Below are 25947 nucleotides of genomic sequence, written 5' to 3'. Positions count from 1 at the left end.
CTCACAGTTGTCGTGGGTTCAATGCATGGGTGGATAGTTAGTGGCGATAGAAGTCCTCAAGGGCTTCAACGTCGTAGCCCTCGCTGGCCAACTCCATTGCCAGATCCAGAGGGATCGGCATGTCCTCACTCCAAAATTCAATTGCTCGTTCAAGTGCGCTCATGAAGTTCTCCTCGTGATCTGGTGGGTGGGCGGTCTTCCATACCTGTGTGGTAATCGCCTCAGGGGTGGAGCCAGCACGGTCTTCCATACCTGTGTGGTAATTGCTGGCTCCTTTACACGCTCGCAACCTATGCGTTAGTGGATAGTATCAGGCAAAAAAGAACGCGGACTCCAGCACCAAAGCCAAATCCAAGTTGCCTTTCTGGGGTAGCGGATCAAGCTCTGATCCTTCGGGGAGCTGTCGCTCCAGCTCTCGCTTGAAGTCTTCCAGCACATCCTCCTCATACATGATGACGAACTCCTCCCTCAGGAACCGGGCCAGTGCCCAGGCGTTCCCCGCATGTGTGCCGTAGCTGTCGTGGATCAGGGAGAACGAACGCATTCCCTCGTTCCAGCAGCGGCGGACAGTGGCCCGCATATGGCTGGCGTCCATCGAGTGGACCCAGTTCGGGCTGATCCCGTTGGCTTGCTTGTTCCGATCCAGCTCGGTGGTCGGGCTGACTGCCACGGTCAGCAGGTGACGACTACCCCCGAAGGTCAGGTCGATCCGCTCGGTCAGCATCTTCGGATACGCCTGGAGAACCACCAGGTTGTCCGGGGTGTTCCAACGTACCGGCAGTCCCTCCTTCGCGGCCAGACGCGCAGCCTTCTGCAGCCAGTCCATTGCCTGACGGGCAGCGACTACCACCTCACCGACACACTCCCAGATCAGCTTGCCCATGTACTCAGCGGCGGACCAGCCAGAGCCTTCCCATGGGAACTCCTTGCCAGCCTTGAGTTTGTACGGCATGACCGTGTCCTCGAACACCTGGGTCTTGAAGCCGAACTCTTTTGCACCGTAAGCCAGCGTCATCACCGGGCGTTTGCACACCTTGCGGTTGATGCCGTGCTTGAGCCAGCCCTGAGCCAGCTTCGCCAGCTCCTCGTCCTGGCCCACGGCGTCCGCCTCAACCCGAAGGATCACGCGGTCAGCCACCTTCTGGTAGATGTCCGCTGGTTTCTCCTGGGGAACGAGGTTCACCGCCTCGCCACCGATGGGGTCACGTAGCATGGCCGAGAAGTTTTGCAGCCCGTTGCACGATCCATCCATGGCGATGGGCAAGGTGGACAGGTAGCCGTAGCCCTCGCGCTTGAACTCTGCCCACTCGATGCAGAACGCCAGGAACTGAAACGGTTTGTCTGCCTTGGCCCACAGCGTATGGCTGTACGGATCAGCGGCACACGCCAGGATCTCAGCCTCGCGCTCCTCGACCCACTTCACGCGGGCTTCGAGGGACACCTTGTCGTAGCCGTAGCTGTTCGCACCGTGGATGGCCAGCCAGTGGGCGCCCTCCTCGTCGTTGATCGCCACTGCGTTGGCAAACTCCAGCAGCCCCTTCGCAATGTCGCTGCCCTGAGGGTTCAGGAACATCGGCACGGCATAGGCCCGGCCACGGAAGTCGAACTGGTGGGGGAAGTACAACTCCTCCTCGTGCTCGAACATCTCTGCGATCATCAGCACCTTGGCGAACTGCAGACGCAGCGACTTGAGCTTGGCGTTGGACGCATAGATGTCCGTGGCTTCGCGCTTCCACTCCTTAAACTGGCGGACCTGATCCTCCGACCACTCCTCACGAGGCAGCTCCTGCTCAAGGAACAGGGGCTTCGCGGGAAGCGGCAGATCATCAGCCGATGGGATACCACCGACGGTCGAGCCGTTGTTCCAAAGGTTGCGGACAACATCCAGCACCCTGGTGTTGATCGCCCAGGCCGTGTGCTGCATGGCGTTGATCGCATCGTAGACCTCGGGCATGTCGTGCTCGGCCAGCTCCTCCAAGTAACCCTTCGAGTGGGTCTTGACCAGGGCCAGTCGACGTACACGCGGGGTCCAGTAACCGCCCTCGAACGGTGAAGTCCAGGGGCGTGGCGGGATGATGGTGGGCAGATACACCGGGGAAAGAGCTTCGCAGCGATTGTTCTCCTCGTTGATCCAGGCGATGGTCTCAGGGGTGGCCTCGATGGCTACCTCCTGGCGCTTCACGTCCACGGTGCGGGTGACTTTCTGAATCAGGCCGGTGGTCTCGGTCATGATCTCGATCAGCTTGGAGCCGACCAGCAGGGACTCACGGGCGGTCCACTCCTGCCACGCGATGTTGCGGGACTCCATGTTGTGCAGCATGGTCAGCCGCTGACGGCGGTAGCTGCTGCCGTTCACGCGCTTCTCGCGCTTCACCAGCCAGTCGTGGGTTTTCTTGTCAGCTTTGGCGAACTCGCGGAAGGCCAGCTCGTCCTCGATCAGGGACGCTACACGGCGAGCCAGGGGAACCAGCAGATCGCCCTTCGCTACACCGTCGAGCACCACCCGTGCGGTGATGAGGGCTGCGGAATCAGGTTCGATCTGTTTGAGGAGGGGGTATGCGCTGTGCTTACGGCCAGCCTTGCCAGCTTCGCAGCTCTCGATGAACTGGCGGATGCCGTCAGCGATCTTTGCAACTGAGGAGTTCATCAGACGGCGGACGGAGCGGACGCTGGTTTCCTGACCACGCTCCCTGGACTTAGCGATCTCGGACCAGTGACGGTCCACGCCCATGCCCCTCATCTTCTCCTCAAGTTCAACCTGTCGGTCGAACTTCTGTTGCCACTCTTGGTTGTTCTCAATCTCCTGAATCAATTCATTAGTGATGATAGGAATCATCTATAAGTTCTCTCTGATAGTTGGCTTTGAGAAGTCAGGGAGAACACCCCTCCGGGTGCTCCAAGACTGTGTGGTAATTGCCAAGCAGGTGGTCAGAGAGCCGTGACGACACAAACCACTCGATTCCTGTGTCGAGCGGTATGAATTAGTTGCGATAGTGGATAGTTACAGGCAAAAGAAAACCCGGAGCGTGCCGGGTTTATTGATTCGCTAACGTATAGTTGGATGCAAGACCTTTTAAGTCCCATGCGTCTACCAGTTTCGCCATTCGGGCAGTAGCGCGGTGAATCAGAGGGTGGAAATATATACATCCCTTCCCGGTGAAGCAAGGACGCATTAGTGTTTTTCCAGACAAAATCGTACCGCCACTGAAAATAAAAAAGCTCCGTAAATCATGGATCTACGAAGCTTCTCTATGGCTCTCACGGAAGTCGCCGCTGAAAGAGCGCCTCAGAACTGAGAATCGTCGATAAAACCCTGCATATCGGGCTACCGCGCCCTTGGGACGCCAGTCGCGAATGAATGAGAAAGGCAATCTTCGACCAGGCTCATCTATTATCAGAGTTGGGCTATTGTGGTTTCGCAATGCACCTCCAAGCGCATATCCTTGTCCTGATATGAAATCCGTTCGGCCTGGTGTCGGCATTTGTGCTGCAGCATTTAAGGTTTGTTAATGAAGACGTCTACGAAGCCCTCACCCAATATTCCACAGCGCGGAGAGCTGACACCCAGCTCCCTGGACTTTCCCGTGGTTGGTATCGGCGCGTCTGCCGGCGGCTTGCAGGCGATCAAGTCATTTTTCGAACACATGCCCCATAACAATGGCATGGCCTTCGTCGTCATCCTTCATTTGTCGCCTGACCATCGAAGCATCGCCGACCGGATCATTCAGGAGGTCACCAAAATGCCGGTGCGGCAGGTGACTGAAACCGTCGCGATCGAAAAAAACACGGTTTACGTCATTTCCCCTGCCCACAGCCTGGCCATGAACGATGGCTACATTTGCGTGACGCCGTCCGATCGCAAGCCCGGGCTGCACACCGCTATCGATCTGTTTTTTCGGGACTTGGCCGACGTGCACAAGGAGCGCGCCTTTTGCCTGGTGCTTTCGGGCACCGGTTCTGACGGTGCGGTGGGCCTTTCGAGGATCAAGGAGCAAGGCGGTGTGACATTGGTCCAGGCGCCGGAAGATGCCGAGTTCGACGGCATGCCCCGCGCCGCCATCGACACGCAAATGGTCGATTTGGTGCTGCCCGTCGTAGAGATGCCACAAAAGCTCATGGAGCTATGGCGCAACTCGCAAGCCATCACCCTGCCCACCAGCAACGACCCCGATTTCAGGATTATCGCTCCTCCTACCGAACGGGATGCCGTTGTCGCCGAGCAAATGCTGCAGGACATATTGCTGCAATTGCGTGCCGGAACCGGCCACGATTTCAAGCACTACAAACGCGCAACAGTACTGCGTCGAATTGAGCGCCGCCTGCAAGTCACAGCACAGCCAGACCTGGCCTCGTACTACGAATACCTGCAAGCACACCCGGAAGAAACCAAAGCCTTGCTGGGCGACATGCTGATCGGCGTGACCAATTTTTTCCGCGACCGCGAGGCATTTGAAGCACTGGAACGCGACGTCGTGCCCAACCTGCTGAAATCGCTGCAAGACGAACTGCCTCATCGAGAAGAAATTCGTGTCTGGTCGGCCGGTTGTTCCACCGGCGAAGAAGCCTACAGCCTGGCGATTCTGCTGGCAGAGCAAATGACACTGGAGGCCAGCGCTGCCAAGCTGCAGGTTTTCGCCACCGACATCGATGATCGGGCCATCGCTTTCGGTCGCAATGGCGTCTATCCCGAAGCGATCATCACCGATGTTCCCCCTGCGCGCATGCGCCAGTATTTCACCCATGAAAATCAACACTATCGTGTCCGCAAGGAAATCCGCGAAAAGGTGCTGTTCGCCAAGCACAGCCTGTTGCTCGACCCGCCGTTTTCGCAAATTGACTTGATCGTATGCAGGAACCTGCTGATTTATCTCGATCGCGAGGTTCAGCGAGACATCATGCAGATGTTTCATTTTGCCCTTCGACCAGGCGGCTATCTGTTTCTGGGCACATCGGAATCTGCTGACGGCTGTCTGGACCTGTTCACCCCCGTGGACAAGCGCAATCGCATTTTCCGCGCCAAGAGTGTCTCGACCAATACGCGTCGCACGCCGACCATGCCCCGTGGTGGCTACGCGCGGACCACCGTTGCCACCAGTCCGGTAGAAACGGTGGTCAAGCGCAAGGTTTCTTTCGCTGACATCCACCTCAGAGCGCTGGAAAAAGCCGCCCCACCGAGCATCATTGTCGATACCAACGCCAATATCCTGCACCTGAGTGAAGGCGCCGGGCGTTTTCTGCGCTATGTGGCCGGGGAAATATCGCGCAATCTCCTGACGCTGGCCCACCCCGACCTGCGCCTGGAAATTCGCACCACACTGTTCCAGGCCCAACAAACCGGCGCGGCGGTCACGTCGCGCAAAATCCGGATGGAACGCGAACAGCGCAAGTTCCTGGTCGACCTGACTGCGCATCCCTACAAGGATGATGCAACCGAAAACGAGTATGTGTTGGTGATCTTCGAAGAGCGCGAGGTCAACCCGCATGAGCCGGTCGATGTCGCCGCCGACCCGATGAAAAACCAGGTATTGACCAACCTTGAGCACGAACTGCAGCGCACCAAGCTGCATTTGCAGGAGACGATCGAACAGTCCGAAGTGTCCAGCGAGGAACTCAAGGCCTCCAACGAAGAAATGCAGGCCATCAACGAAGAACTGCGTTCGGCCACCGAAGAGCTGGAGACCAGCAAGGAAGAGCTGCAGTCGATCAACGAAGAGTTGCTGACGGTCAACTACGAACTCAAGACCAAAGTTGAAGAAACCGACAAGATCAACGACTACCTCACCAACCTGATTGCTTCGACTGACATTGCCACGGTGTTTGTCGACCGCAACATGCGTATCCGCTGGTTTACACCGCGGGCCACGGACATATTCAGCATGTTGCCCGTCGATACCGGGCGCTCGCTGATGGACATCACCCACCGGCTGGACTATCCGGAGATGGCCGAAGATGCAGCGACGGTATTCGACTCGCTAAACATGATCGAGCGGGAGATCAGCAGCAACGACCAGCGCTGGTACATCGCGCGCCTGCTGCCCTACCGTTCCAGTGAAGATCATATCGACGGTACGGTACTGACCTTCATCGACATCACCAAGCGTCGTGCCGCCGAAGACGAACTGCGCCTCGGTGAAGAGCGCATGCGTCTTGTGGCTGAAAGCACCCACGATTTCGCGATCATCCTGCTGGATATCAACGGGATGATCACCGACTGGAACACCGGTGCCGAGCTGATTTTCGGCTACAAGAAAAGCGAGGTGCTTGGTGCTTTTTACGACCTTATCTTCACTCCCGAGGACCGGGCCGAGGCAATCCCCGAATCGGAACTGCGTGCAGCGCGCGAGCACGGGCGCGGCGAAGATGAGCGCTGGCACCTGCGCAAGGATGGCAGCCGCTTCTATTGCAGTGGTGAAGTCACGTTACTCATGGGTGACAGTCTACAAGGGTATGTGAAAATCGCCCGCGACCTGACCGGCCACAAACGCATCCACGACGAGCAAAGTCAGCAATTGGCTGAGACCCAAACGAACAGCCATCTCAAGGATGAGTTTTTCGCGGTGATGTCCCACGAACTCAAGCATCCGCTGAACCTCATCCAGCTCAACGCCGAACTGCTGCGTCGACTGCCAATGACCAAAACCGCCGGCCCGGCCATGAAAGCGGTCAACACGATCTGCGACGCCGTCTCCAGCCAGGCGCGCATCATCGATGACCTGCTGGACGTCGCCCGGGTGCGCACTGGCAAACTCAAGCTTAAAAGGCAGGCGGTGGACCTGGGAAGAATGCTGCAGGATGTGCACACCGTGGTGATCAACGACCAGCATCCGTGCACCGTTACCCTGAAAGTGCCGCAGCCACCGGAACCGCCGCTGGTGATTGATGCCGACCCTACTCGCCTGGAACAGATCATCTGGAACCTGGTGAACAATGCGCTGAAATTCACGCCCAGGGATGGTTGCGTCGAGCTGATTGCCCAGCGCGTCGAAAACATGGCACAACTGGACGTGATCGACAGCGGCGTTGGTCTTGAGCAGGGCAACCTGCATAAGGTTTTCGACCTGTTCAGCCAAGCGCAGAGCCAACATAACGCCCATCATCGCGAAGGCCTCGGCATCGGTCTTTCGCTGGTGCGACAACTGGTTGAGGCCCACGGCGGCTCGGTGAGCGTGCACTCCGAAGGCATGGGACGCGGCTGCACCTTCACCGTCCGCCTGCCACTTTGCCAGTCTCACCAGCACACTGACGACCAGCCCAAGGTGTCGAATGAGTCAGGGCGCCTGCTTGGCCAAAAGATCATGCTGGTAGAAGACTCCCAGGACGTGATGGAAGTCCTGCAAATGTTGCTGGAGATGGAAGATGCGCATGTGGAGGCCTTCAGCGACCCGTTATTGGCGCTTCAGGCGGCGAAGGATGGCAATTATGACGTGATTATTTCGGACATTGGCATGCCGGTCATGAATGGCCACGAATTCATCCAGGCCATTCGCCAGATCGCTCATCTGAAACACACACCAGCCATTGCCCTGACGGGTTATGGCACCGCCAATGACCAGAAAAAAGCCAGGCAATCGGGCTTCAATTATCACGTCAGCAAACCGGTTTCACATGATGACTTCATCGACATCATTGGCGAAGCGTGCACGGCGCGGCCTTATTGAGTGACCCGCGGATTGGAAACAACCTGCAGCAGTCGACATCACCGACTGCTGCAGGTCGGCAATAACCGGCTTTCTCGCAGACAATAAAAAACCCCGTAGATCATCGATCTACGGGGTTGATTATTAGTGGAGGCCGAGGTCGGAATCGAACCGGCGTAGGCGGATTTGCAATCCGCTGCATAACCATTTTGCTACTCGGCCTCAAAACATTTGCTGTCAGTAGCGCGACATCAAATGTGTACAAACTTGGAGCGGGAAACGAGACTCGAACTCGCGACCCCGACCTTGGCAAGGTCGTGCTCTACCAACTGAGCTATTCCCGCGTCTTGGTGTGGCGCATTCTATAGAATCCAGAAGCCCCGTCAACCCCTTGATTCAAAAAAGTTTTATTTCTTTTCAACGTCGGTCTTCAGATGCGGCCAGGCAGCCCGCAGGTACTGGACCATGGACCACAATGTCAGGCCGGCAGAGACCATCAGCAAGGCATAACCCAACAGAACCCAGAAGCTGAAGTCCGACGGATTGGCCAGCAGAATCACCAGCGCCAGCATTTGCGCGGCAGTTTTCCATTTGCCCAGGTTCGACACGGCTACGTGAGCACGAGCGCCGAGTTCGGCCATCCATTCCCGCAGGGCCGAGACAACGATCTCACGACCAATAATGACCGCAGCCGGCAGCGTGAGCCACAGGTTGCCGTGTTCCTGCACCAGCAGCACCAGCGCAACGGCCACCATCAGCTTGTCCGCAACGGGATCCAGAAAGGCCCCGAATGGCGTGCTTTGCTCCAGCCGGCGAGCGAGATACCCGTCCAGCCAGTCTGTGGCGGCAGCAAATGCGAAGACCGAGGCAGACGCCAGGTAACTCCAGTGGTAAGGCAGATAAAACAGCAAAATGAAGATCGGTATGAGCAGGACGCGTAGAACGGTAATCAGATTAGGGATATTCATCGGCACAACTGGCTACGAGGTGAGGGGGCATTCTACTCGCTGTGCAGATTTGCATAAATCAACTCTGCAAGCTTTTTACTGATCCCGGGAGCTTTGGCGATCTCTTCGATGCTGGCACGAGACAGCTCCTGCAATCCACCAAAATGTTTCAATAAATCGCGACGGCGTGTCGGCCCTACTCCGGCGACGCCTTCAAGCGTAGACGTTCGGCGGGTTTTGCCACGTCGGGCGCGGTGCCCGGTAATGGCGAAACGGTGGGCTTCGTCACGTATCTGCTGGATCAAATGCAATGCAGGAGAGTCACCGCGCAAGGTGAATTCGTGGGCGGCATCGTTGAGGTACAGCGTTTCGAAACCCGCCTTGCGCGTTGCGCCTTTGGCGACACCCAGCAGGATCAGGTCAGGCACCGCCAGTTCGTTGAGCACGTCACGCGCCATGGACAACTGCCCTTTGCCGCCATCGACCAGCAGAATGTCCGGCAGCTTGCCCTCCCCGTCCTTCAGCTTGCTGAAGCGCCGCGTGAGTGCCTGATGCATCGCCGCGTAGTCATCGCCTGCGGTGACGCCTTCGATATTGTAGCGACGGTAGTCGGCCTTGATCGGCCCTTCAGGACCGAATACCACACACGATGCCACCGTCGCTTCGCCGCTGGAATGGCTGATGTCATAGCACTCCAGGCGCTGCGGCGGCTCGTCCAGTTTCAGCACGTCGGCCAGCGCATCGAAGCGCGCCGTAATGTGCTGACGATTGGCCAGACGTGCGCCCAGGGCCTGTTCGGCATTCGTCACCGCCAATTGCTGCCAGCGCGCTCGCGTGCCACGCACCCGGTGACTGATGGTCAGCTCGCGACCACGAAGCTCTTCGATGGCTGCAATCAGTGTCGGGAAGTCTTCATGAACCACGTTGACGATCAATTCGCTCGGCAAGTCGCGCTCAGGACTGCTGATGAAGTACTGGCCAAGAAACGCCGCCATGACCTCAGACACGTCTTCTTCAATACCGACTTGCGGGAAGAAGTTCTTGCTCCCCAGTACCCGCCCGCCACGCACACTGATCAAGTGGACGCAGGCGCCCCCCGGATTGACGAACGCCGCGATCACATCGACGTCACCGCTTCCGCCTTCCATGCTCTGCTGATCCTGAACCCGTCGCAGCAGCGCGATCTGGTCGCGCAACTCGGCGGCGCGCTCGAACTCGAGATTGATCGCCGCTTCTTCCATGCCGGCGGACAACTCATCGGCCAGCGCATTGCTGCGGCCTTCGAGAAACATCACCGAGTGCCGCACATCTTCGGCGTACACCTCAGGTTCCACCAACCCGACACAGGGTGCCTTGCAGCGCTTGATCTGATACTGCAAACAAGGACGGGTGCGATTCTTGTAGTAGCTGTCTTCGCACTGGCGAACGAAAAACGCCTTTTGCAGCAGGCTGAGGCTTTCGCGAATGGCCCCTGCGCTGGGATACGGGCCGAAATACTTGCCCTTGGCTTTTTTCGCGCCCCGATGAATGCTCAACCGCGGGAACTGGCCGTCCGAGAGAAAAACGTAAGGGTACGATTTGTCGTCGCGCAGCAGGATATTGTACGGCGGGCGCCATTCCTTGATCAGCGTCTGCTCAAGCAACAGGGCTTCGGTTTCGTTGGCGGTGATGGTCGTTTCGACCTGGGCGATTCGCGCTACCAAGGCTGCGGTCTTGGGCGCGAGTCCGGTTTTGCGAAAGTAGCTCGACAGGCGATTTTTAAGATTCTTGGCCTTGCCGACGTAGAGCAGGCGTGCATCGCTGTCGAACATGCGATACACACCCGGACGCCCACTCACGGTTGACAGGAAGGCGCCTGGATCAAAGGAATCGGTCATTTTTACTCAGAGACTGGCATCGACCATGCCGTGACGTACCGCCAACAGCGTCAACTCGACATCACTGCTGATCGAAAGCTTTTCGAAGATGCGGTAACGATAGGTATTAACGGTTTTAGGCGACAGGCACAACTTGTCGGAAATGATTTGTACTTTCTGGCACCCGACGATCATCAAGGCGATCTGGATTTCCCGCTCGGACAAGGCATCGAACGGTGAATCGTTGGTCGGCTGGAACGACTTGATCGCCAGTTGCTGGGCGATTTGCGGGCTGATGTAACGTTGACCGGCGAAGACCAGGCGGATGGCCTGAACCATTTCCGGCAAACCGGCGCCCTTGGTCAGATAGCCTGCCGCACCTGCTTGTAACAGCCGTGTCGGGAACGGGTCTTCCTCGCACACCGTGACTGCAACGACTTTGATGTCCGGATGGCTGCGCAACAGTTTGCGAGTGGCTTCGAGGCCGCCGATGCCAGGCATTTTGACATCCATCAACACCACATCGGGCTTGAGCTCGCGCGCCTTGAGCAGGGATTCTTCACCTGATTCAGCCTGGCCGACCACTTGCAGGCCATCGATGTCAGCCAGCATTCGTGTAATGCCTGTACGCACGAGATCATGGTCATCGACTACTAGCACCCTAATCAAGCAGACACCTCGCGATATGGTCTTATTGGGTTGCCGACACCTTAGCAAAAAGCATGTGGCAGACCTAGCGGAAAGCAGCATATAAAAAGTTTCAATACATCTTGAAAGGCTTGTGGCATACGCGTTTCAGCGATGCGGGCGCGGAACGTTTCGCTGCATCCTCAGGAAACAGTCATCCGTACCCACCACTTGTAGTCCTTTTCTTTCATACAATGCCCGTGCCGGATTGTTTTCAAACACGGTCAAGCGCAATGCCGGACGTCGTTCCACGCACGCCAGAGCAAAAACCTGGTCGATCACCCAGGATCCCGCCCCCTGCCCCCGAAATGCTTCGCCAATGTGCAATTCGCGGATGTACAAAGCCCTGGCGTCTCGACTCAAGCTGACATACCCGAGCCGAACGTTGTCACTCACGATCAAACGGTTGTCACGCCCCGCCCAAGCCACATCGAACGCTTCGTCTTGCCACAACAGATTGTGCTGAATGTAATAGCGCAACAGGTTGCTGCAGGTCAGGTTGCGCGCATATTCGAGGTCACGTTCGTTGGCTGTTTGCCATTCAAGCTTCATCGAACCTCCGTGACTGCTTTGGCGGCCGGTGCACTTCTTCAATGTGGCAGCGAGTTGTTTCGATCATGACGTCTGGTTCATCCTGGCGAAGCGGTTTTATGGCTCAAACGCGAAGTGTGTCACAACCTCAGGGCTGCTCAACCGATAGAAAGCGCCAGTGATGAGCAATAGCATTTTCTGATTGAATCCTCGCACCGGCCTCTAGTAAGCTCGGTGCATCCATTGGAGTCAGACCATGTCAAACGCCCTTTCACAGCTTTCCTCCGCCAGCGCCCTGCGCTCGGTCGCGGCTGCCCGGGTGAACGACGTTTGCGCTCCGATCAACTTTTATTTTGGGTATTGGTTTAGCCACTGGCGCGCCTGATACCCACACGGCGCCCACTTCAAACGGGTCGCCACCAGAGAATTCTCAACCCCCGGTCGGCCTCCCGACCGGGGGTTTTGTTTTTTCAGCCCCACTAATTTTTGCGACATACCAGACACTCAGAGGATCCAGAACATGAACTACGCCACTTATTACCGTTACGACAGTTTTACCGCCTGGCGATTTACCACCCTCCGCTCGGGACAGCCTGCCGCCTCCGATCGGTCACCCACAGGTGGCAAGCACACACACGTAGCCAAACCGGCCAATTGTCGAACACCCCAGTAGGGCCGAGTGCGCGGGAATGAACCCGCCGCCCGCCCAGGAAGCCTGAACATGAATTCGTCCGTCTCTGCTCTGCCACTGTCCACCCTGAGTCCGGCCAATGAGGCAATGACCCTGCGTCTGCCCAGCTCATTGCAGCTCAAACAGCAATTGCCGCTTACCAATGCCCTGACCCAACAAGTCGCTGCCCACCGCCAGGCGGTTCGCGCGATTCTCAATGGCGAAGACTCTCGCCTGCTGGTCATAGTTGGCCCCTGCTCGATTCACGACCCACAATCGGCGCTCGAATACGCTGGCAACCTGGCCCGCCTGGCGGCCGACGTCAGCGATGAAATGCTGCTGGTGATGCGCGCCTACGTTGAAAAACCCCGCACCACAGTCGGCTGGAAAGGCCTCGCGTACGATCCGTACCTCGATGGCAGCGACGACATGGCCGCCGGCCTGACCTTGTCCCGCGAACTGATGCGCGAAATGCTCCAACTGGGTTTACCGGTGGCCACTGAGCTGCTGCAACCGATGGCAGCCGGTTACTTCGATGACCTGCTCAGCTGGGTCGCCATCGGCGCCCGCACCACTGAGTCGCAAATCCATCGGGAGATGGCCAGCGGTTTGAGCATGCCGGTCGGTTTCAAGAACGGCACTGACGGTGGTGTAGCCGTGGCCAGTGATGCCATGCGCTCGGCCGCCCATCCGCACCGGCATTTCGGCGTCGACAGCCAGGGACATCCCGCGATCATCCAGACCCCGGGCAACGCCGATACGCATCTGGTTTTGCGCGGTGGCCATCATGGACCGAACTACGACCGCACCAGTGTGGCCAAGGTGCACAACGACTTGACCAGGTTGAAAATCCCCGCACGGATCATGGTCGATTGCAGCCACGCCAACAGCAGCAAAGACCCGCTGCGCCAGCCCGCGGTGTTCAACGACGTACTGGAACAACGCCTGCAAGGTGACCGCTCGCTGATCGGCATGATGATCGAAAGCCATTTGTTCGAGGGTTGCCAGCCACTGAGTGCGTCGTTGAAATATGGCGTGTCGATCACCGACGGCTGTTTGGGGTGGAACGGGACGGAAGAACTGCTGCGACAGGCAGCACGACGCCTGCGCGCGCAGCGCACCAAACCGTAACCGGCCCGTCGTTCACCAACCAGTCTTCACGTCCGACTGGTTGGTGACCAGCACCTCTAGGCGCGCACCTGTACCGTCATCACGGCTGACTGCTGACTGACATCGTCAAGTCGCTCAACTGAGTAGGCAATCCGGATCGTCGTGTCCCGATGCTCCCGCCAGAATCTGTACGGCACGATGAACACCAGTGGCTCGCCGACCATTTCCCTGGTTATCTCGCGGTCATCGCGATGATTGAAATAGTCGCCATCGCACTTCAGGTACACCAACTCGCCTTCTTCAACCCGAGCGTCATTGATCACGACGGTAATGCCATCGATCGCAGCCTGCAGGTCCAGCCTGCCCTCATCAGCCTCAAGCACCAACGGTGGCAAAAGAGGCTGGCGCGACAGCGGCCCGATCAGCAATTGAACCGATTCAGAGTATCGAGGGGCGTGACCTGTTTGCTGGACGCAATAGCTGAGCGTCACGTTGCTCCCCAGATTGGGAGCGATACAGTCCGGGTGGATCCAGAAGGACAGCTCACTGCCCACGGCAAATGACTCGACCTTCAGCGTATCGTTGAAACTCGCTTGCGCAGAAATACCAGCCCAGGCCAACAGGATTCGATCGCCTTCGGCCATCCGGGCATAGGGCCTGATCGTGACGAGAATGCCTTCGGGCACGCGATCAGGGTCGATCGTCCCGCCAACGGCATCGACCGCAATCGGTGGCAGCAAATCCGGATTGACGTCGCCCACGTCCAGCTGCAAACGCGATGAGTTCACGGGCACCGCGCGCCCGGCACGTTGCAACGTATGGAAAACTTCCAGGCTTCCCCCGTCGAGTGCCGCGATGTGCACCGCCGGCACGACGAATACCACGTCGTAGCCAACCTGTTCTTCGCTGACAAACCGAGTCATCTGATGCTTGTATACAAGCCCTTCGACGTCCAGGCCCTCCCAGTTCAAAAGCAATTTGTCGCCACAGGCCATGCCCGGATACGGCTTGATCCTGACGACGGCACGTTTTTGAAAGGGGTCGAGTACCGCGTTTTCCACCGGCTCAAGCAACGGTGGCGGTAATAAATGCAAGGAAATGCTTGCTTCGTGAGAGGTCATTTGAGGGTTCCGATCCGTGGAATCAGCGTCACCTTGGGGTCAAGGCAACCAACGGAGCCTATTGAACCCGATGCCAGCCATTTGCGATGCCGGAGATCGTCTTTGCAGGAGAGGAAAAAGGACACGCGTGAAGTAGGTCGTTGATCATCGAAGCTCGGGACTTGCTGAAAAGATGTCTGGATATTCCGATCAAGGCTTCGCACACGTCCGAGCTTTCGTACGCTTTCTATTCCGTTTTCATCAACTTACAGCGGTTTTTTCATACATCGCGCGCCCATCCGAGTGTTTTAGAGTGAGGCTCATGGCACCTCCTTAACTCCCTGAAAAAGGTAAATGCGATGCAACGGAATGCGAACACCCATTATCCAATTCTGCTGGTCCATGGACTTTTCGGCTTTGACCGGATCGGTCCGTTCGAGCTCTTTCACGATGTGAAACAGACACTCAGAAGCGAAGGCGCCAGAGTTTTCGTGCCGTATTTATCGGCCACCCACTGCAATGAGGCACGGGGCGAGCAACTGCTGGCACAGATTCAACGGGTGCTGGAAGGCACAGGCGCGGGCAAAGTCAATCTGATCGGTCACAGTCAGGGCGCACTCGCTGCTCGCTACGCTGCGGCGGTTGCACCACAGTCGGTTGCTTCGGTGACATCCGTCAGTGGGCCGAACCATGGGTCGGAGCTGGCCGACTTTCTGCGCAAGGCGCTTGAACCGGGATGTTTGCCGGAACAGGTCGCTGAAACGGTCGCCACGTTGTTCGCAGGCTTCCTGTCCTTGCTAAGCGGCCACCATCGCCTCCCGCAGAACGCCATCGCCGCGCTCAATGCCCTGACCACAACTGGCGTAGGGGCATTCAACGACAAATACCCTCAAGGATTGCCAAAAACCTGGGGTGGCAAGGGTCGGGAATTGGTCAATGGTGTGCGTTACTACTCCTGGAGCGGCGTCCTGCCGGACAATCCCCTGGATGAAGGAATGAACGCCCTTGATCCGTTCCACGGTTTCCTGCGGGCGTTTTCGCGATACTTCATCACTGAAGCCGAGCAAAACGATGGCATGGTTGGCCGCTACAGTTCGCATCTGGGGACGATTATCCGATCCGATTATCCGCTGGATCATCTGGCGGTCATCCGCCCGTCAGCCGGTATCTTCACGAAAAGCATCGACCCGATCGATCTATACGTACAACACGCTGCACGCCTGAAAAAAGCCGGACTATAAAAAGCACCCGCCGTCGAGGCCGTATGGAACGGAACTTTGAGAAGAAATCGTCCACTGAATCCGGTAGGCTCACCACTTTACAGAATATTGAAAGGAGTATTTCCCCATGGCTAAAGCCACTGCCCGCCACATCCTCGTTGCCAGCGAAGCCAAGTGCAACGAACTCAAAGCGCAAATCGAGGCTGGCGCAGATTTCGCCGAAGTCGCCAAGGCCAACTCCACCTGCCCTTCCAGCCGCCAGGGTGGTGACCTGGGTTCGTTCGGTCCTGGCCAGATGGTCAAGGAGTTCGACACCGTGGTATTCAGCGCGCCGATCAATGTCGTGCAAGGCCCGGTGAAGACCCAGTTCGGTTATCACCTGCTGGAAGTGACCAGCCGTCAGGACTGATCGACGCCTGATGCCTCTTACGCAACGGCCCGCCTTTTTGGTGGGCCGTTGTGCTTCAACTGCGTAATACGGCTGGCGAGGGACGCGCCGCTAGCGTACAAATTGTGGTTATCGACCACCCGGCTCTAAGGCTGACAATGCGACTGGCTTTCCCAACTTTGTTATTCACTGCCATGGCCCTGCTGATCGGCGCGGCTGGCGTGAACGCCGCACCGCAACATGCGTTGACCGTCTACGGCGAACCGGCCAAATACCCTGCCGGGTTCAGCCACTTTGCCTACACCAATCCGCAAGCCCCCAAAGGCGGGACGATGCGCCGTTCGGCCATCGAGATCGGGCATTTCGACCATGTCTTGCCCTACATCGACAAGGGCATTGGCGTCTCGCAGATCGACGGCTTGCTTTACTCGCCGTTGGCTCAGCGCTCGCTGGACGAGCCTTATACAGTGTACGGCCTGGTGGCGCAGAAGATGGAGCGTTCCGATGACGGATTGTCCCTGCGCTTCTACCTCAACCCCAAGGCGCGTTTCGCCGATGGCAAGCCGATCACCGCGCAAGACGTGCGCTACACCTTCGACTTGCTGATGACCCAAGGCAGCCTGCGTTATCGCACGCAATTCGCCGACGTCAAAGGCGTCGAGGTGGAGTCGCCACTGACCGTGCGCTTCGACTTCAAGAACAACGAAAACCGCACGCTTCCTCTGGACATCGCCACCCTGCCGGTGTTTCCCGAGCATTGGTGGACAACCCGCGATTTCGCCGGTGGCGGCGGTTATGAGCCGCCACTGGGCAGCGGTCCCTATAAAGTGGGCAAGGTCGATTCCGGGCGCAGCATTACTTTCGAGCGCAACGCCGACTGGTGGGGCAAGGATCTGCCGGTCAGCCGCGGCCTGTACAATTTCGATCGTTTCAGCATCGAATACTTCGGCGACACCGACGTTGCCCGTCAGGTCTTGCGCGGCGGTGCCTACGACTACAACCGCGAGTTTTCCGCCACCGGCTATTCCATCGGTTACGAGAGCCCGGCCCTGAGCGATGGACGACTGCAAAAGGCTCACCTGGCCACCGAAGCGCCGCAACCGTCCCAGGGCTTTGTGTTCAATCTGCAAAAACCGATGTTCCAGGACCGCCGCGTACGCCAGGCGCTGGTCATGCTGTGGGATTTCGAATGGAGCAACCGGCAGATGATGCGCAACATGTACATCCGCCAGCAGAGCTTCTTCTCCAACACCGATCTCGCGGCCCGGCAACTGCCGGATGCTGGCGAACTGGCGATTCTCGAGCCGTTGCGCGGGCAGATCCCGGACGAAGTGTTCACCAAGGTATTCGAGGCACCGAAAACCGATGGCAGCGGCATCATTCGCGACAAACAGTTGCAAGCCCTGGACCTGCTCGAACAGGCCGGATGGACACCCAAAGGCGATCAGCTGGTCAACGCCGACGGCGAGCCGCTGAGCTTCACGTTCCTGGTCAGCCAGAACGGCATGGATCGCTTGCTGCTGCCCTACAAGCGTACCCTCAAGCAAATCGGTATCGACCTGAATATCCGGCGCATCGATTCGTCACAGTACGTCAACCGTCTGATGAGTCGCGACTACGACATGATTGTCACCGGTTACCCGGTGACAACTTCCCCGGGCGGCGAGCTGTTCAACTACTTCGGTTCAGCCGCGGCCACTGATTCTGGCTCCAACAACTACATGGTGCTGAAAAACCCGGCAGTGGATACGCTCATTACCGGGCTGGTTCGGGCGAACACCCAGGCCGACATGTTGCGTTATGCCCATGCGCTGGACCGGGTGCTGCAATGGAACTACTACTGGATTCCCAACTATTACCCGCCAGGAACATCCACCGTGTGGTGGAACCGCTTCGGCATACCGAATGTGCAGGCCAGCAATGACGAAGCCATCGAAAGCTGGTGGGAAATGAGCACCACGCCGCTGACCAACCAGGAAATGACCGCCGAGCGCATCCGCCGCGGCAAACCCGGAGGACCGCATTGATGTGGGGCTACATTCTGCGGCGGTTGCTGCTGATCATTCCGACGCTGGTGATCATTCTTCTGGTCAACTTCGTTATCGTCCAGGCCGCACCGGGCGGGCCGGTGGAACAGGCTATCGCGCACTTGCAGGGCATCGGCGGCGCCAGTGTCGGCGGCAGTTCCAGCGAGGCCATGAGCACCTCCCGAGCCAGCCGTGGCCTCGATCCGCAACTGATCAAGGACATCGAAAAACAGTACGGCTTCGACAAGCCTGCGCACGAACGCCTGTGGCTGATGCTGACCAGTTACGCGAGACTGGATTTCGGCAAGAGCTTTTTCCGCGGTGCCACGGTCACCGACCTGATCCTGCAGAAAATGCCGGTGACCATTTCCCTCGGCCTCTGGGCAACCTTGATCACTTATCTGGTATCGATCCCGCTGGGCATCCGCAAGGCTGTGCACCACGGCAGTCATTTCGATATCTGGAGCAGTACCGCAATCATCATCGGCTACGCGATGCCGGCGTTTCTCTTCGCCATGTTCCTGATCGTGGTTTTTGCCGGCGGCACGTCACTGAACTGGTTCCCGGTGCGCGGGCTGGTGTCGGACAACTTCGAGTCGCTGTCGGCCCTGGGCAAAATTGCCGACTATTTCTGGCACCTGGTATTGCCGGTGACGTCGCTGGTGATCGGCGGTTTCGCGACCCTGACCATCCTGACCAAAAACTCGTTCCTCAATGAAATCACCCGCCAGTACGTGGTCACCGCCCGCGCCAAAGGCTTGAGCGAACGCCGCGTGCTCTACGGCCACGTCTTTCGCAACGCCATGTTGCTGGTGGTGTCAGGGATTCCCCAGGCGTTCATCAGCGTGTTTTTTGCCGGTTCACTGCTGATCGAAGTGATCTTCTCTCTCGACGGCCTGGGCCGCATGAGCTACGAAGCGGCCGTTTCACGAGACTATCCGGTGGTGTTCGGCTCGCTGTTCATCTTCACCCTGTTCGGTCTATTGATAAAACTGGTGGGTGACCTGTGCTACACCCTGGTCGATCCGCGCATCGACTTCGCCGCGAGGAACGCCTGATGTTCAAGCTTTCACCTTTAGGCCGACGTCGTTTCGAGCGTTTCAAGAAAAACCGCCGTGGCTGGTGGTCGCTGTGGTTGTTTGTCGGGTTGTTTTTGCTGACCCTGGGTGGTGAGCTGATCGCCAATGACAAACCGCTGGTAGTCAGTTACCAGGGCTCGTTGTATTTCCCTGTCTTCAAGCGCTACACCGAGCAGGAGTTCGGCGGTCAACTGCCGTTCCAGGCCGATTACCGTAGCGACTACGTGCAGCAACTGATCAAGAAAGACGGCGGATGGCTGCTGTTCCCGCCGGTTCCCTTCAGTGATGACACGCCTAACTATGACCTGAACAAACCCGCACCGAGCCCGCCTTCGCAGGTCAACTGGCTGGGCACCGACGATCAGGCCCGGGACGTCCTGGCCCGGGTTATTTTTGGCGCTCGGGTGTCGATTCTGTTTGCCTTGATGCTGACCGTTGTCAGTGCACTGATCGGCATCGCCGCGGGCGCCCTGCAAGGCTATTACGGTGGTTGGGTGGATTTGCTCGGGCAGCGGTTGCTGGAAGTCTGGTCCGGGCTGCCGGTCCTGTACTTGCTGATTATTCTGTCGGGGTTCGTCGAACCGAATTTCTGGTGGCTGCTGGGGATCATGGCGCTGTTTTCCTGGCTGGCGCTGGTGGACGTGGTGCGCGCCGAGTTCCTGCGCGGGCGCAATCTGGAATACGTCAAGGCTGCCCGGGCACTGGGCCTGAGCGATCGCAAGGTGATCGTGCGGCACATCCTGCCCAACGCCATGAACGCGACCTTGAGCTATCTGCCGTTCATTCTTACCGGCGCAATTTCAACCCTCACGGCGCTGGACTTCCTTGGCTTCGGCATGCCGGCGGGCAGCGCATCCCTGGGCGAATTGATCGGTCAGGGCAAGCAGAACCTGCAAGCGCCCTGGCTCGGACTGACCGCGTTTTTTACCCTGGCGCTGATTCTTTCTTTACTCGTGTTCATTGGCGAAGCGTTGCGCGACGCCTTTGATCCGCGTTCTTGAGCGGACTGTTGATATGACCAACCTGATCGAAATCCGAGACCTCAGCGTGGCTTTCAGCGGCCAGACCGTCGTGCGCAATCTGTGCCTGGATATCCACCCGGGCGAATGCCTGGCGCTGGTGGGTGAGTCAGGATCGGGCAAGTCAGTGACCGCCCACTCGATTCTGCAATTGCTGCCCGAATGCGGAACCGAGACGACCGGCAGCATCCGTTATCGAGGCCAGGAGCTGGTGGGCGCGGACGCAAAGAAACTGCGCGAATTGCGCGGCAACCGCATTGCGATGATTTTCCAGGAGCCGATGACTTCGCTCAATCCGCTGCACAGTATCGAAAAACAGATCGGCGAAACCCTGCTCGTGCATAAAGGCATGGCCGGCAAAGCGGCGCAGGCGCGGATTCTTGAGTTGCTGCATCTGGTGGGCATTCAGAAACCCAAGGAACGCCTCAAGGCCTACCCGCATCAATTGTCCGGTGGCCAGCGGCAACGGGTGATGATCGCCATGGCCCTGGCCTGCGAGCCGGAACTGTTGATCGCCGACGAACCCACCACGGCCCTCGACGTCACCGTGCAGCGTAAGATTCTGCTGCTGCTCAAATCATTGCAGCGACGGCTCGGCATGTCGCTGCTGCTGATCAGCCATGACCTCAATCTGGTGCGCAGCATCGCCCAACGCGTCTGCGTGATGAAGGCCGGCGAGATTGTCGAGCAAGCGTCCTGCGAGACTATTTTTACCGAGCCGAAACATCCCTACAGCTGCGTGCTGCTCAATGCCGAACCCGAAGGTGAAGCCCTGCCAAGGGACGAACGCGAGAACGTGCTGGTAGTCGACGACCTGCGCGTGCAGTTTGCCGTGGGTGGCGGACTGCTGCGGCGCAAGACTTACTTCAAGGCGGTCGACGGCATCAGCCTGAGCATCCAGCGTGGCAAAACCCTGGGCATCGTCGGCGAATCCGGATCCGGCAAGTCAACGCTGGGCCAGGCAATCCTGCGCCTGCTCGACTCCGAAGGCAGCATCCGTTTCCAGGGCGAGGCACTCGATGGTTTGTCGCAAAAACAGCTACGGCCGTGGCGCAAGAAAATGCAGGTGGTGTTCCAGGACCCGTTCGGCAGCCTCAGCCCGCGGATGTCTGTTGAACAGATCATTTGCGAGGGCCTGGAGGTTCATAGCCAACTGAGTCCCGAGCAATGCAATGCCGAAGTGATTCGGGCATTGCAGGAAGTCGGCCTCGACCCGCAAAGCCGTCATCGCTACCCCCACGAATTTTCCGGCGGCCAACGACAGCGCATTGCAATCGCTCGGGCACTGGTGCTGAAACCGGCGCTGATCCTGCTGGACGAACCGACCTCGGCGCTGGATCGCACCGTGCAAAAACAGGTGGTCGCCCTGCTCCGCCAACTGCAGGAAAAACATGGCTTGACCTATCTGTTTATCAGCCATGACCTGGCAGTGGTCCGCGCCCTGGCGCACGACATGATCGTGGTCAAGGATGGCAAGGTCGTGGAACGTGGCGCCAGCCATGACGTATTCGATGCCCCACAGCATCCGTACACCAAGGAGCTGTTGGCGGCGGCGCATGTTGGGCAGGCATAATCGATTCACAATCGTTAAACCGTATCACGGCCATCGCGGGCAAGCCTTGCTCCTACAGGGGGGCATCTGTAGGAGCAAGGCTTGCCCGCGATTAGGCCGGATCGGGCAATGAAAAATCAGGATCAGCACCCATGAACACCACCGAAAGCCTCAAGGACTACCAGCGCGTGCGCCTGCTGGCGATCCGTTCACTGTTCGAAATTATCGAGCAATCGAGTGAAGGCACGGTGATCGTCGACCGCGACGCCAACATTGTCTGGATGAACGAGCGTTATGCCCGGCGTTTCGGTCTGCAATCGGCCGAGAACGCCATCGGCAAAGCCTGCGAAAGCGTGATACCCGGCAGCCTGTTGCGTGAAGTGGTGCGCACCGGCCGGCCGATCCTGCTCGACATGCAGGACACGCCCAAGGAACCCTTGGTGGTCATGCGCCTGCCGATCCATGACGACGCTGGCGAGGTCATCGGTGCGATCGGTTTCGCCCTGTTCGATGAACTGCGCAGCCTGTCGCCGATGCTCAAGCGCTACATGAGCATGCAGGAAGAGCTTGCTTCCACGCGCTCGCTGTTGCGCGCGCGGCAGACCAAATACAACTTCGCCCACTTCATTGGCACCAGCGCCGCCAGCCTTGAAGTCAAACGCCGCGCCCGGCGCAGTGCCAGCACCGAGTCGCCGGTGTTACTGCTTGGCGAAACCGGCACCGGCAAGGAGTTGCTGGCGCAGGCTATCCACAACGCTTCGCCGCGGGCACACAAGGCGTTTGTCAGTATCAACAGCGCAGCGATCCCGGAATCGTTGCTGGAAGCTGAATTCTTCGGCACGGCACCGGGTGCCTTCACCGGCGCTGATCGCAAGGGCCGCGCAGGCAAACTGCAAATCGCCCAGGGCGGTACCCTGTTTCTCGATGAAATCGGTGACATGCCGCTGCCGTTGCAAAGCAAGCTGCTGCGGGTGTTGCAGGAAAAGGAATTCGAACCGGTGGGTTCCAATGAAGTGATCCAGAGCGATGTTCGGGTGATCGCTGCGACCTCGACCGACCTGGAAGCCGCGATCAAGCGCGGTGATTTCCGCGCGGATTTGTATTACCGCCTCAATGTCCTGCCAATCCAGGTGCCACCGCTTCGCGACCGCCTCGACGACCTGCCCGCGCTCAGCGAGGCCATCCTTGAAGAGCTGCGCAGCCAGCACGAACTCAACAGTGAAGCGCTGCAGCTGCTGGGTCAACACGCCTGGCCGGGGAACATTCGCGAGTTGCGCAACGTCCTGGAACGGGCCGCCTTGCTCAGTGATGACCTGCGGCTTTCGGCCACGGACATCCGCGCGGCCATCGGAACGTTTACCCCCGTTGAACGCCCGGCACCAGCGACTCTGGAACCGCTGGAGCATGAGACGTTCAGTGCGGCACGGGAGCGCTTCGATCGCCAACTGATCGAAACCACGCTGGCGCGATGCGGCGGCAAGGTGATTGAAGCCGCGGCGCATTTGGGGCTTGGGCGGTCGACGTTGTACAAGAAAATGGTGGCGTTGGGGATTGCTGAGTCTCAATAGAGAGACAGACATCTCTATTGGTAGATCCGGCCTCATCGCGGGCAAGCCTCGCTCTTACGGATGGTGAAACCCCGATATTTCCCAAATCTCTGTAGGAGCGAGGCTTGCCCGCGAAAACGCTCTCCTGGTCGAAAAAATCTCCAAATAGAGACACCCCCTGTAAATCCATCGCACCAACGATAAATATTTCCTTATATTTCAGCTAGTTAACCACCTGGCACGAAACTCGCTATAGCCCCTTCCTACAAGATTTCACCACACAAAAATAACAATCCCAGGAGACACACCATGAGTGTGATCATTGCCTTGGCAGCCCTCGCGTTGCTGATGGTGGCTGCTTACCGTGGCTACAGCGTTATCCTTTTTGCCCCGATTGCCGCCCTCGGCGCTGTCCTGCTGACTGACCCTTCCGCCGTCGCACCTGCCTTCACCGGCGTGTTCATGGAGAAAATGGTCGGTTTCATCAAACTCTACTTCCCGGTATTCCTGCTCGGTGCGGTGTTCGGCAAGCTCATCGAGCTGTCCGGTTTCTCGCGTTCCATTGTCGCCGCGGCCATTCGCCTGCTGGGCACCCGCCAGGCGATGCTGGTGATCGTGCTGGTTTGTGCCGTGCTCACATACGGTGGCGTGTCGCTGTTTGTGGTGGTATTCGCGGTGTATCCGTTTGCCGCTGAAATGTTCCGTCAGAGCAACATCCCCAAACGCCTGATCCCGGCGACCATCGCCCTCGGCGCGTTTTCGTTCACCATGGACGCCCTGCCCGGCACCCCACAGATCCAGAACATCATCCCCAGTACGTTCTTCAACACCACCGCTTGGGCTGCGCCATGGTTGGGTGTGATCGGTACGATTTTCGTGTTCTGCGCCGGCATGCTGTTTCTTCAGCGCCAGCGCAACAAGGCCCAGCGTGCCGGTGAAGGTTATGGCACCGACCTGCGCAACGAGCCGGAAACCGCTGCCGACATCAAGCTGCCCAACCCGTGGATCGCCCTGTCGCCGCTGCTAGCCGTGGGCATCATGAACCTGCTGTTCACCCAGTGGATTCCACAGTGGTACGGCAAGACCCACAGCCTGGCGCTGCCGGGCATGGCGGCCCCGGTCACCACTGAAATCGCCAAACTCACCGCAATCTGGGCGGTGCAGGCTGCGCTGCTGGTCGGCATCCTCATGGTGTTGGCGTTCGGCTACAAAGCCATCAGCAGCAAACTTGCCGAAGGCAGCAAAAGTGCGGTCGGCGGTGCATTGCTGGCGGCGATGAACACGGCTTCGGAATACGGCTTTGGTGCGGTGATCGCCTCCCTGCCGGGTTTCCTGGTGCTGGCCGACTGGCTCAAGAGCATCCCCAATCCGCTGGTCAACGAAGCGATCACCGTCACCTTGCTGGCGGGTATCACTGGCTCCGCCTCGGGCGGCATGAGCATCGCGCTCGCGGCAATGTCCGAGCAGTTTATCGCGGCGGCCCACGCCGCCAATATTCCGCTGGAAGTGATGCACCGTGTAGCTTCGATGGCCAGTGGCGGCATGGACACCCTGCCGCACAACGGCGCGGTGATTACCTTGCTCGCGGTCACCGGCCTGACCCACCGCGAAGCTTACAAAGATATTTTCTGTATTACGCTGATCAAGACCCTGGCGGTTTTCGTGGTGATCGGTACTTTCTACGCCACTGGCATTGTGTGAGGTATTCATGACGACTCTTTCCGGCAAGACCGCACTGGTTACCGGCTCCACCAGCGGCATCGGCCTGGGGATTGCCCTGAGCCTGGCCAAGGCTGGCGCCAACCTGATCCTCAATGGCTTCGGCGATGCGTCCAGGGTCATTGCTGAAGTCGAACAGTTCGGCGGCAAGGTCGGCCATCACCCGGCCGACGTCAGCGACCCGCAACAGATCGCCGACATGATTGCCTACGCCGAGCGTGAGTTCGGCGGCGTCGACATTCTGGTCAACAATGCCGGCATCCAGCACGTCGCGCCGGTGGACGAGTTCCCGGTGGAGCGCTGGGATTCGATCATCGCGATCAACCTGTCGTCGGTGTTTCACAGCACCCGCCTGAGCCTGCCGGGCATGCGCGCCAAAGGTTGGGGCCGGGTGATCAATATTGCTTCGGTGCATGGACTGGTGGGTTCAACCGGCAAAGCCGCTTACGTTGCCGCCAAGCATGGGGTGATCGGCTTGACCAAAGTGGTCGCCCTGGAAACCGCCACCAGCAACGTTACCTGCAATGCCATTTGCCCGGGTTGGGTATTGACACCGCTGGTGCAAAAGCAGATCGACGATCGCGCCGCCACCGGAATCGATCCGCAGCAGGCGCAGCATGATCTGCTGGCCGAGAAGCAACCCTCGCTGGAATTCGTGACCCCGCCGCAGTTGGGCGAGTTGGTGCTGTTCTTGTGCAGTGAAGCCGGGGCTCAGGTGCGGGGTGCGGCGTGGAATATTGATGGTGGGTGGTTGGCGCAGTGATTGGCCGCTAAACCCTTATAGATGATCGTTCCCACGCTCTGCGTGGGAACGATCTGACAACAAGAAGAGGCAAACCATGTCCGACATCCTCTGGC

General features: G+C 58.5%; 18 protein-coding genes and 2 tRNA genes. 11 read left to right on the top strand and 9 right to left on the bottom strand.

The genetic code is table 11. The features are described 5' to 3' along the window. Nucleotides 1–37 precede the first annotated feature (37 nt). Both D8U69_RS29940 and D8U69_RS05705 read right to left on the bottom strand, forming a co-directional pair. Nucleotides 38–163, bottom strand: a complete 126-nt coding sequence (locus tag D8U69_RS29940; protein WP_277751145.1) for a hypothetical protein — start codon at nt 161–163, stop codon at nt 38–40. Nucleotides 164–310: 147 nt separating this feature from the next. Further along, on the bottom strand, nt 311–2836 hold the full coding sequence (locus tag D8U69_RS05705) for a DNA-directed RNA polymerase (protein ID WP_130906875.1): 2526 nt from the start codon (nt 2834–2836) through the stop codon (nt 311–313). 673 nt (nt 2837–3509) lie between these two features. Between D8U69_RS05705 and D8U69_RS05700 the strand changes: the two genes are divergently transcribed. Next, nucleotides 3510–7658 (top strand): CheR family methyltransferase, encoded by a 4149-nt coding sequence (locus tag D8U69_RS05700; RefSeq protein ID WP_130906874.1) that lies wholly within the window; start codon nt 3510–3512, stop codon nt 7656–7658. A 127-nt stretch (nt 7659–7785) separates the two neighbouring features. Here the strand turns inward: D8U69_RS05700 and D8U69_RS05695 are convergent. The 6 genes from D8U69_RS05695 to D8U69_RS05670 form a co-directional block, all read right to left on the bottom strand. Further along, nucleotides 7786–7859, bottom strand: a tRNA-Cys gene (locus D8U69_RS05695). Nucleotides 7860–7905: 46 nt separating this feature from the next. Next, a tRNA-Gly gene (locus D8U69_RS05690) sits at nt 7906–7981 on the bottom strand. A 63-nt stretch (nt 7982–8044) separates the two neighbouring features. Next, nucleotides 8045–8605, bottom strand: coding sequence for a CDP-diacylglycerol--glycerol-3-phosphate 3-phosphatidyltransferase (gene pgsA, locus D8U69_RS05685; protein ID WP_056852782.1), 561 nt, complete (start codon nt 8603–8605; stop codon nt 8045–8047). A gap of 32 nt (nt 8606–8637) precedes the next feature. Further along, a complete protein-coding gene (gene uvrC, locus D8U69_RS05680) occupies nt 8638–10461 on the bottom strand; it encodes an excinuclease ABC subunit UvrC (RefSeq protein ID WP_130903407.1) in 1824 nt (607 codons plus the stop codon). 6 nt (nt 10462–10467) lie between these two features. Then, nucleotides 10468–11109: a UvrY/SirA/GacA family response regulator transcription factor gene (gene uvrY / locus D8U69_RS05675; RefSeq protein ID WP_008015884.1), complete on the bottom strand. Its 642-nt coding sequence runs from the start codon at nt 11107–11109 to the stop codon at nt 10468–10470. Nucleotides 11110–11235: 126 nt separating this feature from the next. Further along, on the bottom strand, nt 11236–11679 hold the full coding sequence (locus D8U69_RS05670) for a GNAT family N-acetyltransferase (RefSeq protein WP_130903408.1): 444 nt from the start codon (nt 11677–11679) through the stop codon (nt 11236–11238). Between the two features lie 700 nt (nt 11680–12379). Here D8U69_RS05670 and D8U69_RS05665 point away from each other — a divergent pair. Then, nucleotides 12380–13459: a 3-deoxy-7-phosphoheptulonate synthase gene (locus tag D8U69_RS05665; RefSeq protein WP_130903409.1), complete on the top strand. Its 1080-nt coding sequence runs from the start codon at nt 12380–12382 to the stop codon at nt 13457–13459. A 56-nt stretch (nt 13460–13515) separates the two neighbouring features. On the opposite strand, the gene D8U69_RS05660 is transcribed toward D8U69_RS05665, so the two are convergent. Continuing rightward, a complete protein-coding gene (locus D8U69_RS05660) occupies nt 13516–14559 on the bottom strand; it encodes a hypothetical protein (protein ID WP_130903410.1) in 1044 nt (347 codons plus the stop codon). A 338-nt stretch (nt 14560–14897) separates the two neighbouring features. Between D8U69_RS05660 and D8U69_RS05655 the strand changes: the two genes are divergently transcribed. The 9 genes from D8U69_RS05655 to hbdH all read left to right on the top strand — a co-directional run bounded on the left by D8U69_RS05655 (nt 14898) and on the right by hbdH (nt 25852). Beyond that, nucleotides 14898–15779 (top strand): triacylglycerol lipase, encoded by an 882-nt coding sequence (locus tag D8U69_RS05655; RefSeq protein ID WP_130906873.1) that lies wholly within the window; start codon nt 14898–14900, stop codon nt 15777–15779. Between the two features lie 106 nt (nt 15780–15885). Next, nucleotides 15886–16167: a peptidylprolyl isomerase gene (locus D8U69_RS05650; RefSeq protein ID WP_007984657.1), complete on the top strand. Its 282-nt coding sequence runs from the start codon at nt 15886–15888 to the stop codon at nt 16165–16167. 137 nt (nt 16168–16304) lie between these two features. Further along, nucleotides 16305–18173 carry an extracellular solute-binding protein gene (locus D8U69_RS05645; protein WP_130903412.1) on the top strand — a complete coding sequence of 623 codons (1869 nt, stop codon included), beginning with the start codon at nt 16305–16307 and terminating at the stop codon, nt 18171–18173. Continuing rightward, complete coding sequence (locus tag D8U69_RS05640) at nt 18173–19231, top strand: microcin C ABC transporter permease YejB (RefSeq protein ID WP_056852789.1); 1059 nt, start codon at nt 18173–18175, stop codon at nt 19229–19231. The genes D8U69_RS05645 and D8U69_RS05640 overlap by 1 nt, the downstream gene beginning before the upstream one ends. Continuing rightward, nucleotides 19231–20253, top strand: coding sequence for an ABC transporter permease (locus D8U69_RS05635; RefSeq protein ID WP_130903414.1), 1023 nt, complete (start codon nt 19231–19233; stop codon nt 20251–20253). Before D8U69_RS05640 ends, D8U69_RS05635 begins: the two co-directional genes overlap by 1 nt. 13 nt (nt 20254–20266) lie before the next feature. Continuing rightward, nucleotides 20267–21844, top strand: coding sequence for an ABC transporter ATP-binding protein (locus D8U69_RS05630; protein ID WP_130906872.1), 1578 nt, complete (start codon nt 20267–20269; stop codon nt 21842–21844). Nucleotides 21845–21975: 131 nt separating this feature from the next. Next, on the top strand, nt 21976–23391 hold the full coding sequence (locus tag D8U69_RS05625) for a sigma 54-interacting transcriptional regulator (protein ID WP_056852792.1): 1416 nt from the start codon (nt 21976–21978) through the stop codon (nt 23389–23391). Between the two features lie 288 nt (nt 23392–23679). Beyond that, nucleotides 23680–25071, top strand: a complete 1392-nt coding sequence (locus tag D8U69_RS05620; protein ID WP_130906871.1) for a GntP family permease — start codon at nt 23680–23682, stop codon at nt 25069–25071. A gap of 7 nt (nt 25072–25078) precedes the next feature. Beyond that, entirely contained in the window at nt 25079–25852 is a 774-nt protein-coding gene (hbdH, locus tag D8U69_RS05615) for a 3-hydroxybutyrate dehydrogenase (RefSeq protein WP_056852794.1), read from the top strand. Nucleotides 25853–25947: the final 95 nt, after the last annotated feature.

Origin of the sequence: Pseudomonas sp. Sample_16 (assembly GCF_004307665.1) — a bacterium.
In the GTDB taxonomy this organism is placed as follows: Bacteria; Pseudomonadota; Gammaproteobacteria; order Pseudomonadales; family Pseudomonadaceae; genus Aquipseudomonas.
This window is presented reverse-complemented; position numbering and strand designations above follow the sequence as displayed.

Bases quoted from the DNA above. Each gene is read 5' to 3' on its own strand.
- D8U69_RS29940 (WP_277751145.1), bottom strand. From the start codon at position 163: ATGAGCGCACTTGAACGAGCAATTGAATTTTGGAGTGAGGACATGCCG.
- D8U69_RS05705 (WP_130906875.1), bottom strand. From the start codon at position 2,836: ATGATTCCTATCATCACTAATGAATTGATTCAGGAGATTGAGAACAAC.
- D8U69_RS05700 (WP_130906874.1), top strand. From the start codon at position 3,510: ATGAAGACGTCTACGAAGCCCTCACCCAATATTCCACAGCGCGGAGAG.
- pgsA (WP_056852782.1), bottom strand. From the start codon at position 8,605: ATGAATATCCCTAATCTGATTACCGTTCTACGCGTCCTGCTCATACCG.
- uvrC (WP_130903407.1), bottom strand. From the start codon at position 10,461: ATGACCGATTCCTTTGATCCAGGCGCCTTCCTGTCAACCGTGAGTGGG.
- D8U69_RS05670 (WP_130903408.1), bottom strand. From the start codon at position 11,679: ATGAAGCTTGAATGGCAAACAGCCAACGAACGTGACCTCGAATATGCG.
- D8U69_RS05665 (WP_130903409.1), top strand. From the start codon at position 12,380: ATGAATTCGTCCGTCTCTGCTCTGCCACTGTCCACCCTGAGTCCGGCC.
- D8U69_RS05660 (WP_130903410.1), bottom strand. From the start codon at position 14,559: ATGACCTCTCACGAAGCAAGCATTTCCTTGCATTTATTACCGCCACCG.
- D8U69_RS05655 (WP_130906873.1), top strand. From the start codon at position 14,898: ATGCAACGGAATGCGAACACCCATTATCCAATTCTGCTGGTCCATGGA.
- D8U69_RS05650 (WP_007984657.1), top strand. From the start codon at position 15,886: ATGGCTAAAGCCACTGCCCGCCACATCCTCGTTGCCAGCGAAGCCAAG.
- D8U69_RS05645 (WP_130903412.1), top strand. From the start codon at position 16,305: ATGCGACTGGCTTTCCCAACTTTGTTATTCACTGCCATGGCCCTGCTG.
- D8U69_RS05640 (WP_056852789.1), top strand. From the start codon at position 18,173: ATGTGGGGCTACATTCTGCGGCGGTTGCTGCTGATCATTCCGACGCTG.
- D8U69_RS05635 (WP_130903414.1), top strand. From the start codon at position 19,231: ATGTTCAAGCTTTCACCTTTAGGCCGACGTCGTTTCGAGCGTTTCAAG.
- D8U69_RS05630 (WP_130906872.1), top strand. From the start codon at position 20,267: ATGACCAACCTGATCGAAATCCGAGACCTCAGCGTGGCTTTCAGCGGC.
- D8U69_RS05625 (WP_056852792.1), top strand. From the start codon at position 21,976: ATGAACACCACCGAAAGCCTCAAGGACTACCAGCGCGTGCGCCTGCTG.
- D8U69_RS05620 (WP_130906871.1), top strand. From the start codon at position 23,680: ATGAGTGTGATCATTGCCTTGGCAGCCCTCGCGTTGCTGATGGTGGCT.
- hbdH (WP_056852794.1), top strand. From the start codon at position 25,079: ATGACGACTCTTTCCGGCAAGACCGCACTGGTTACCGGCTCCACCAGC.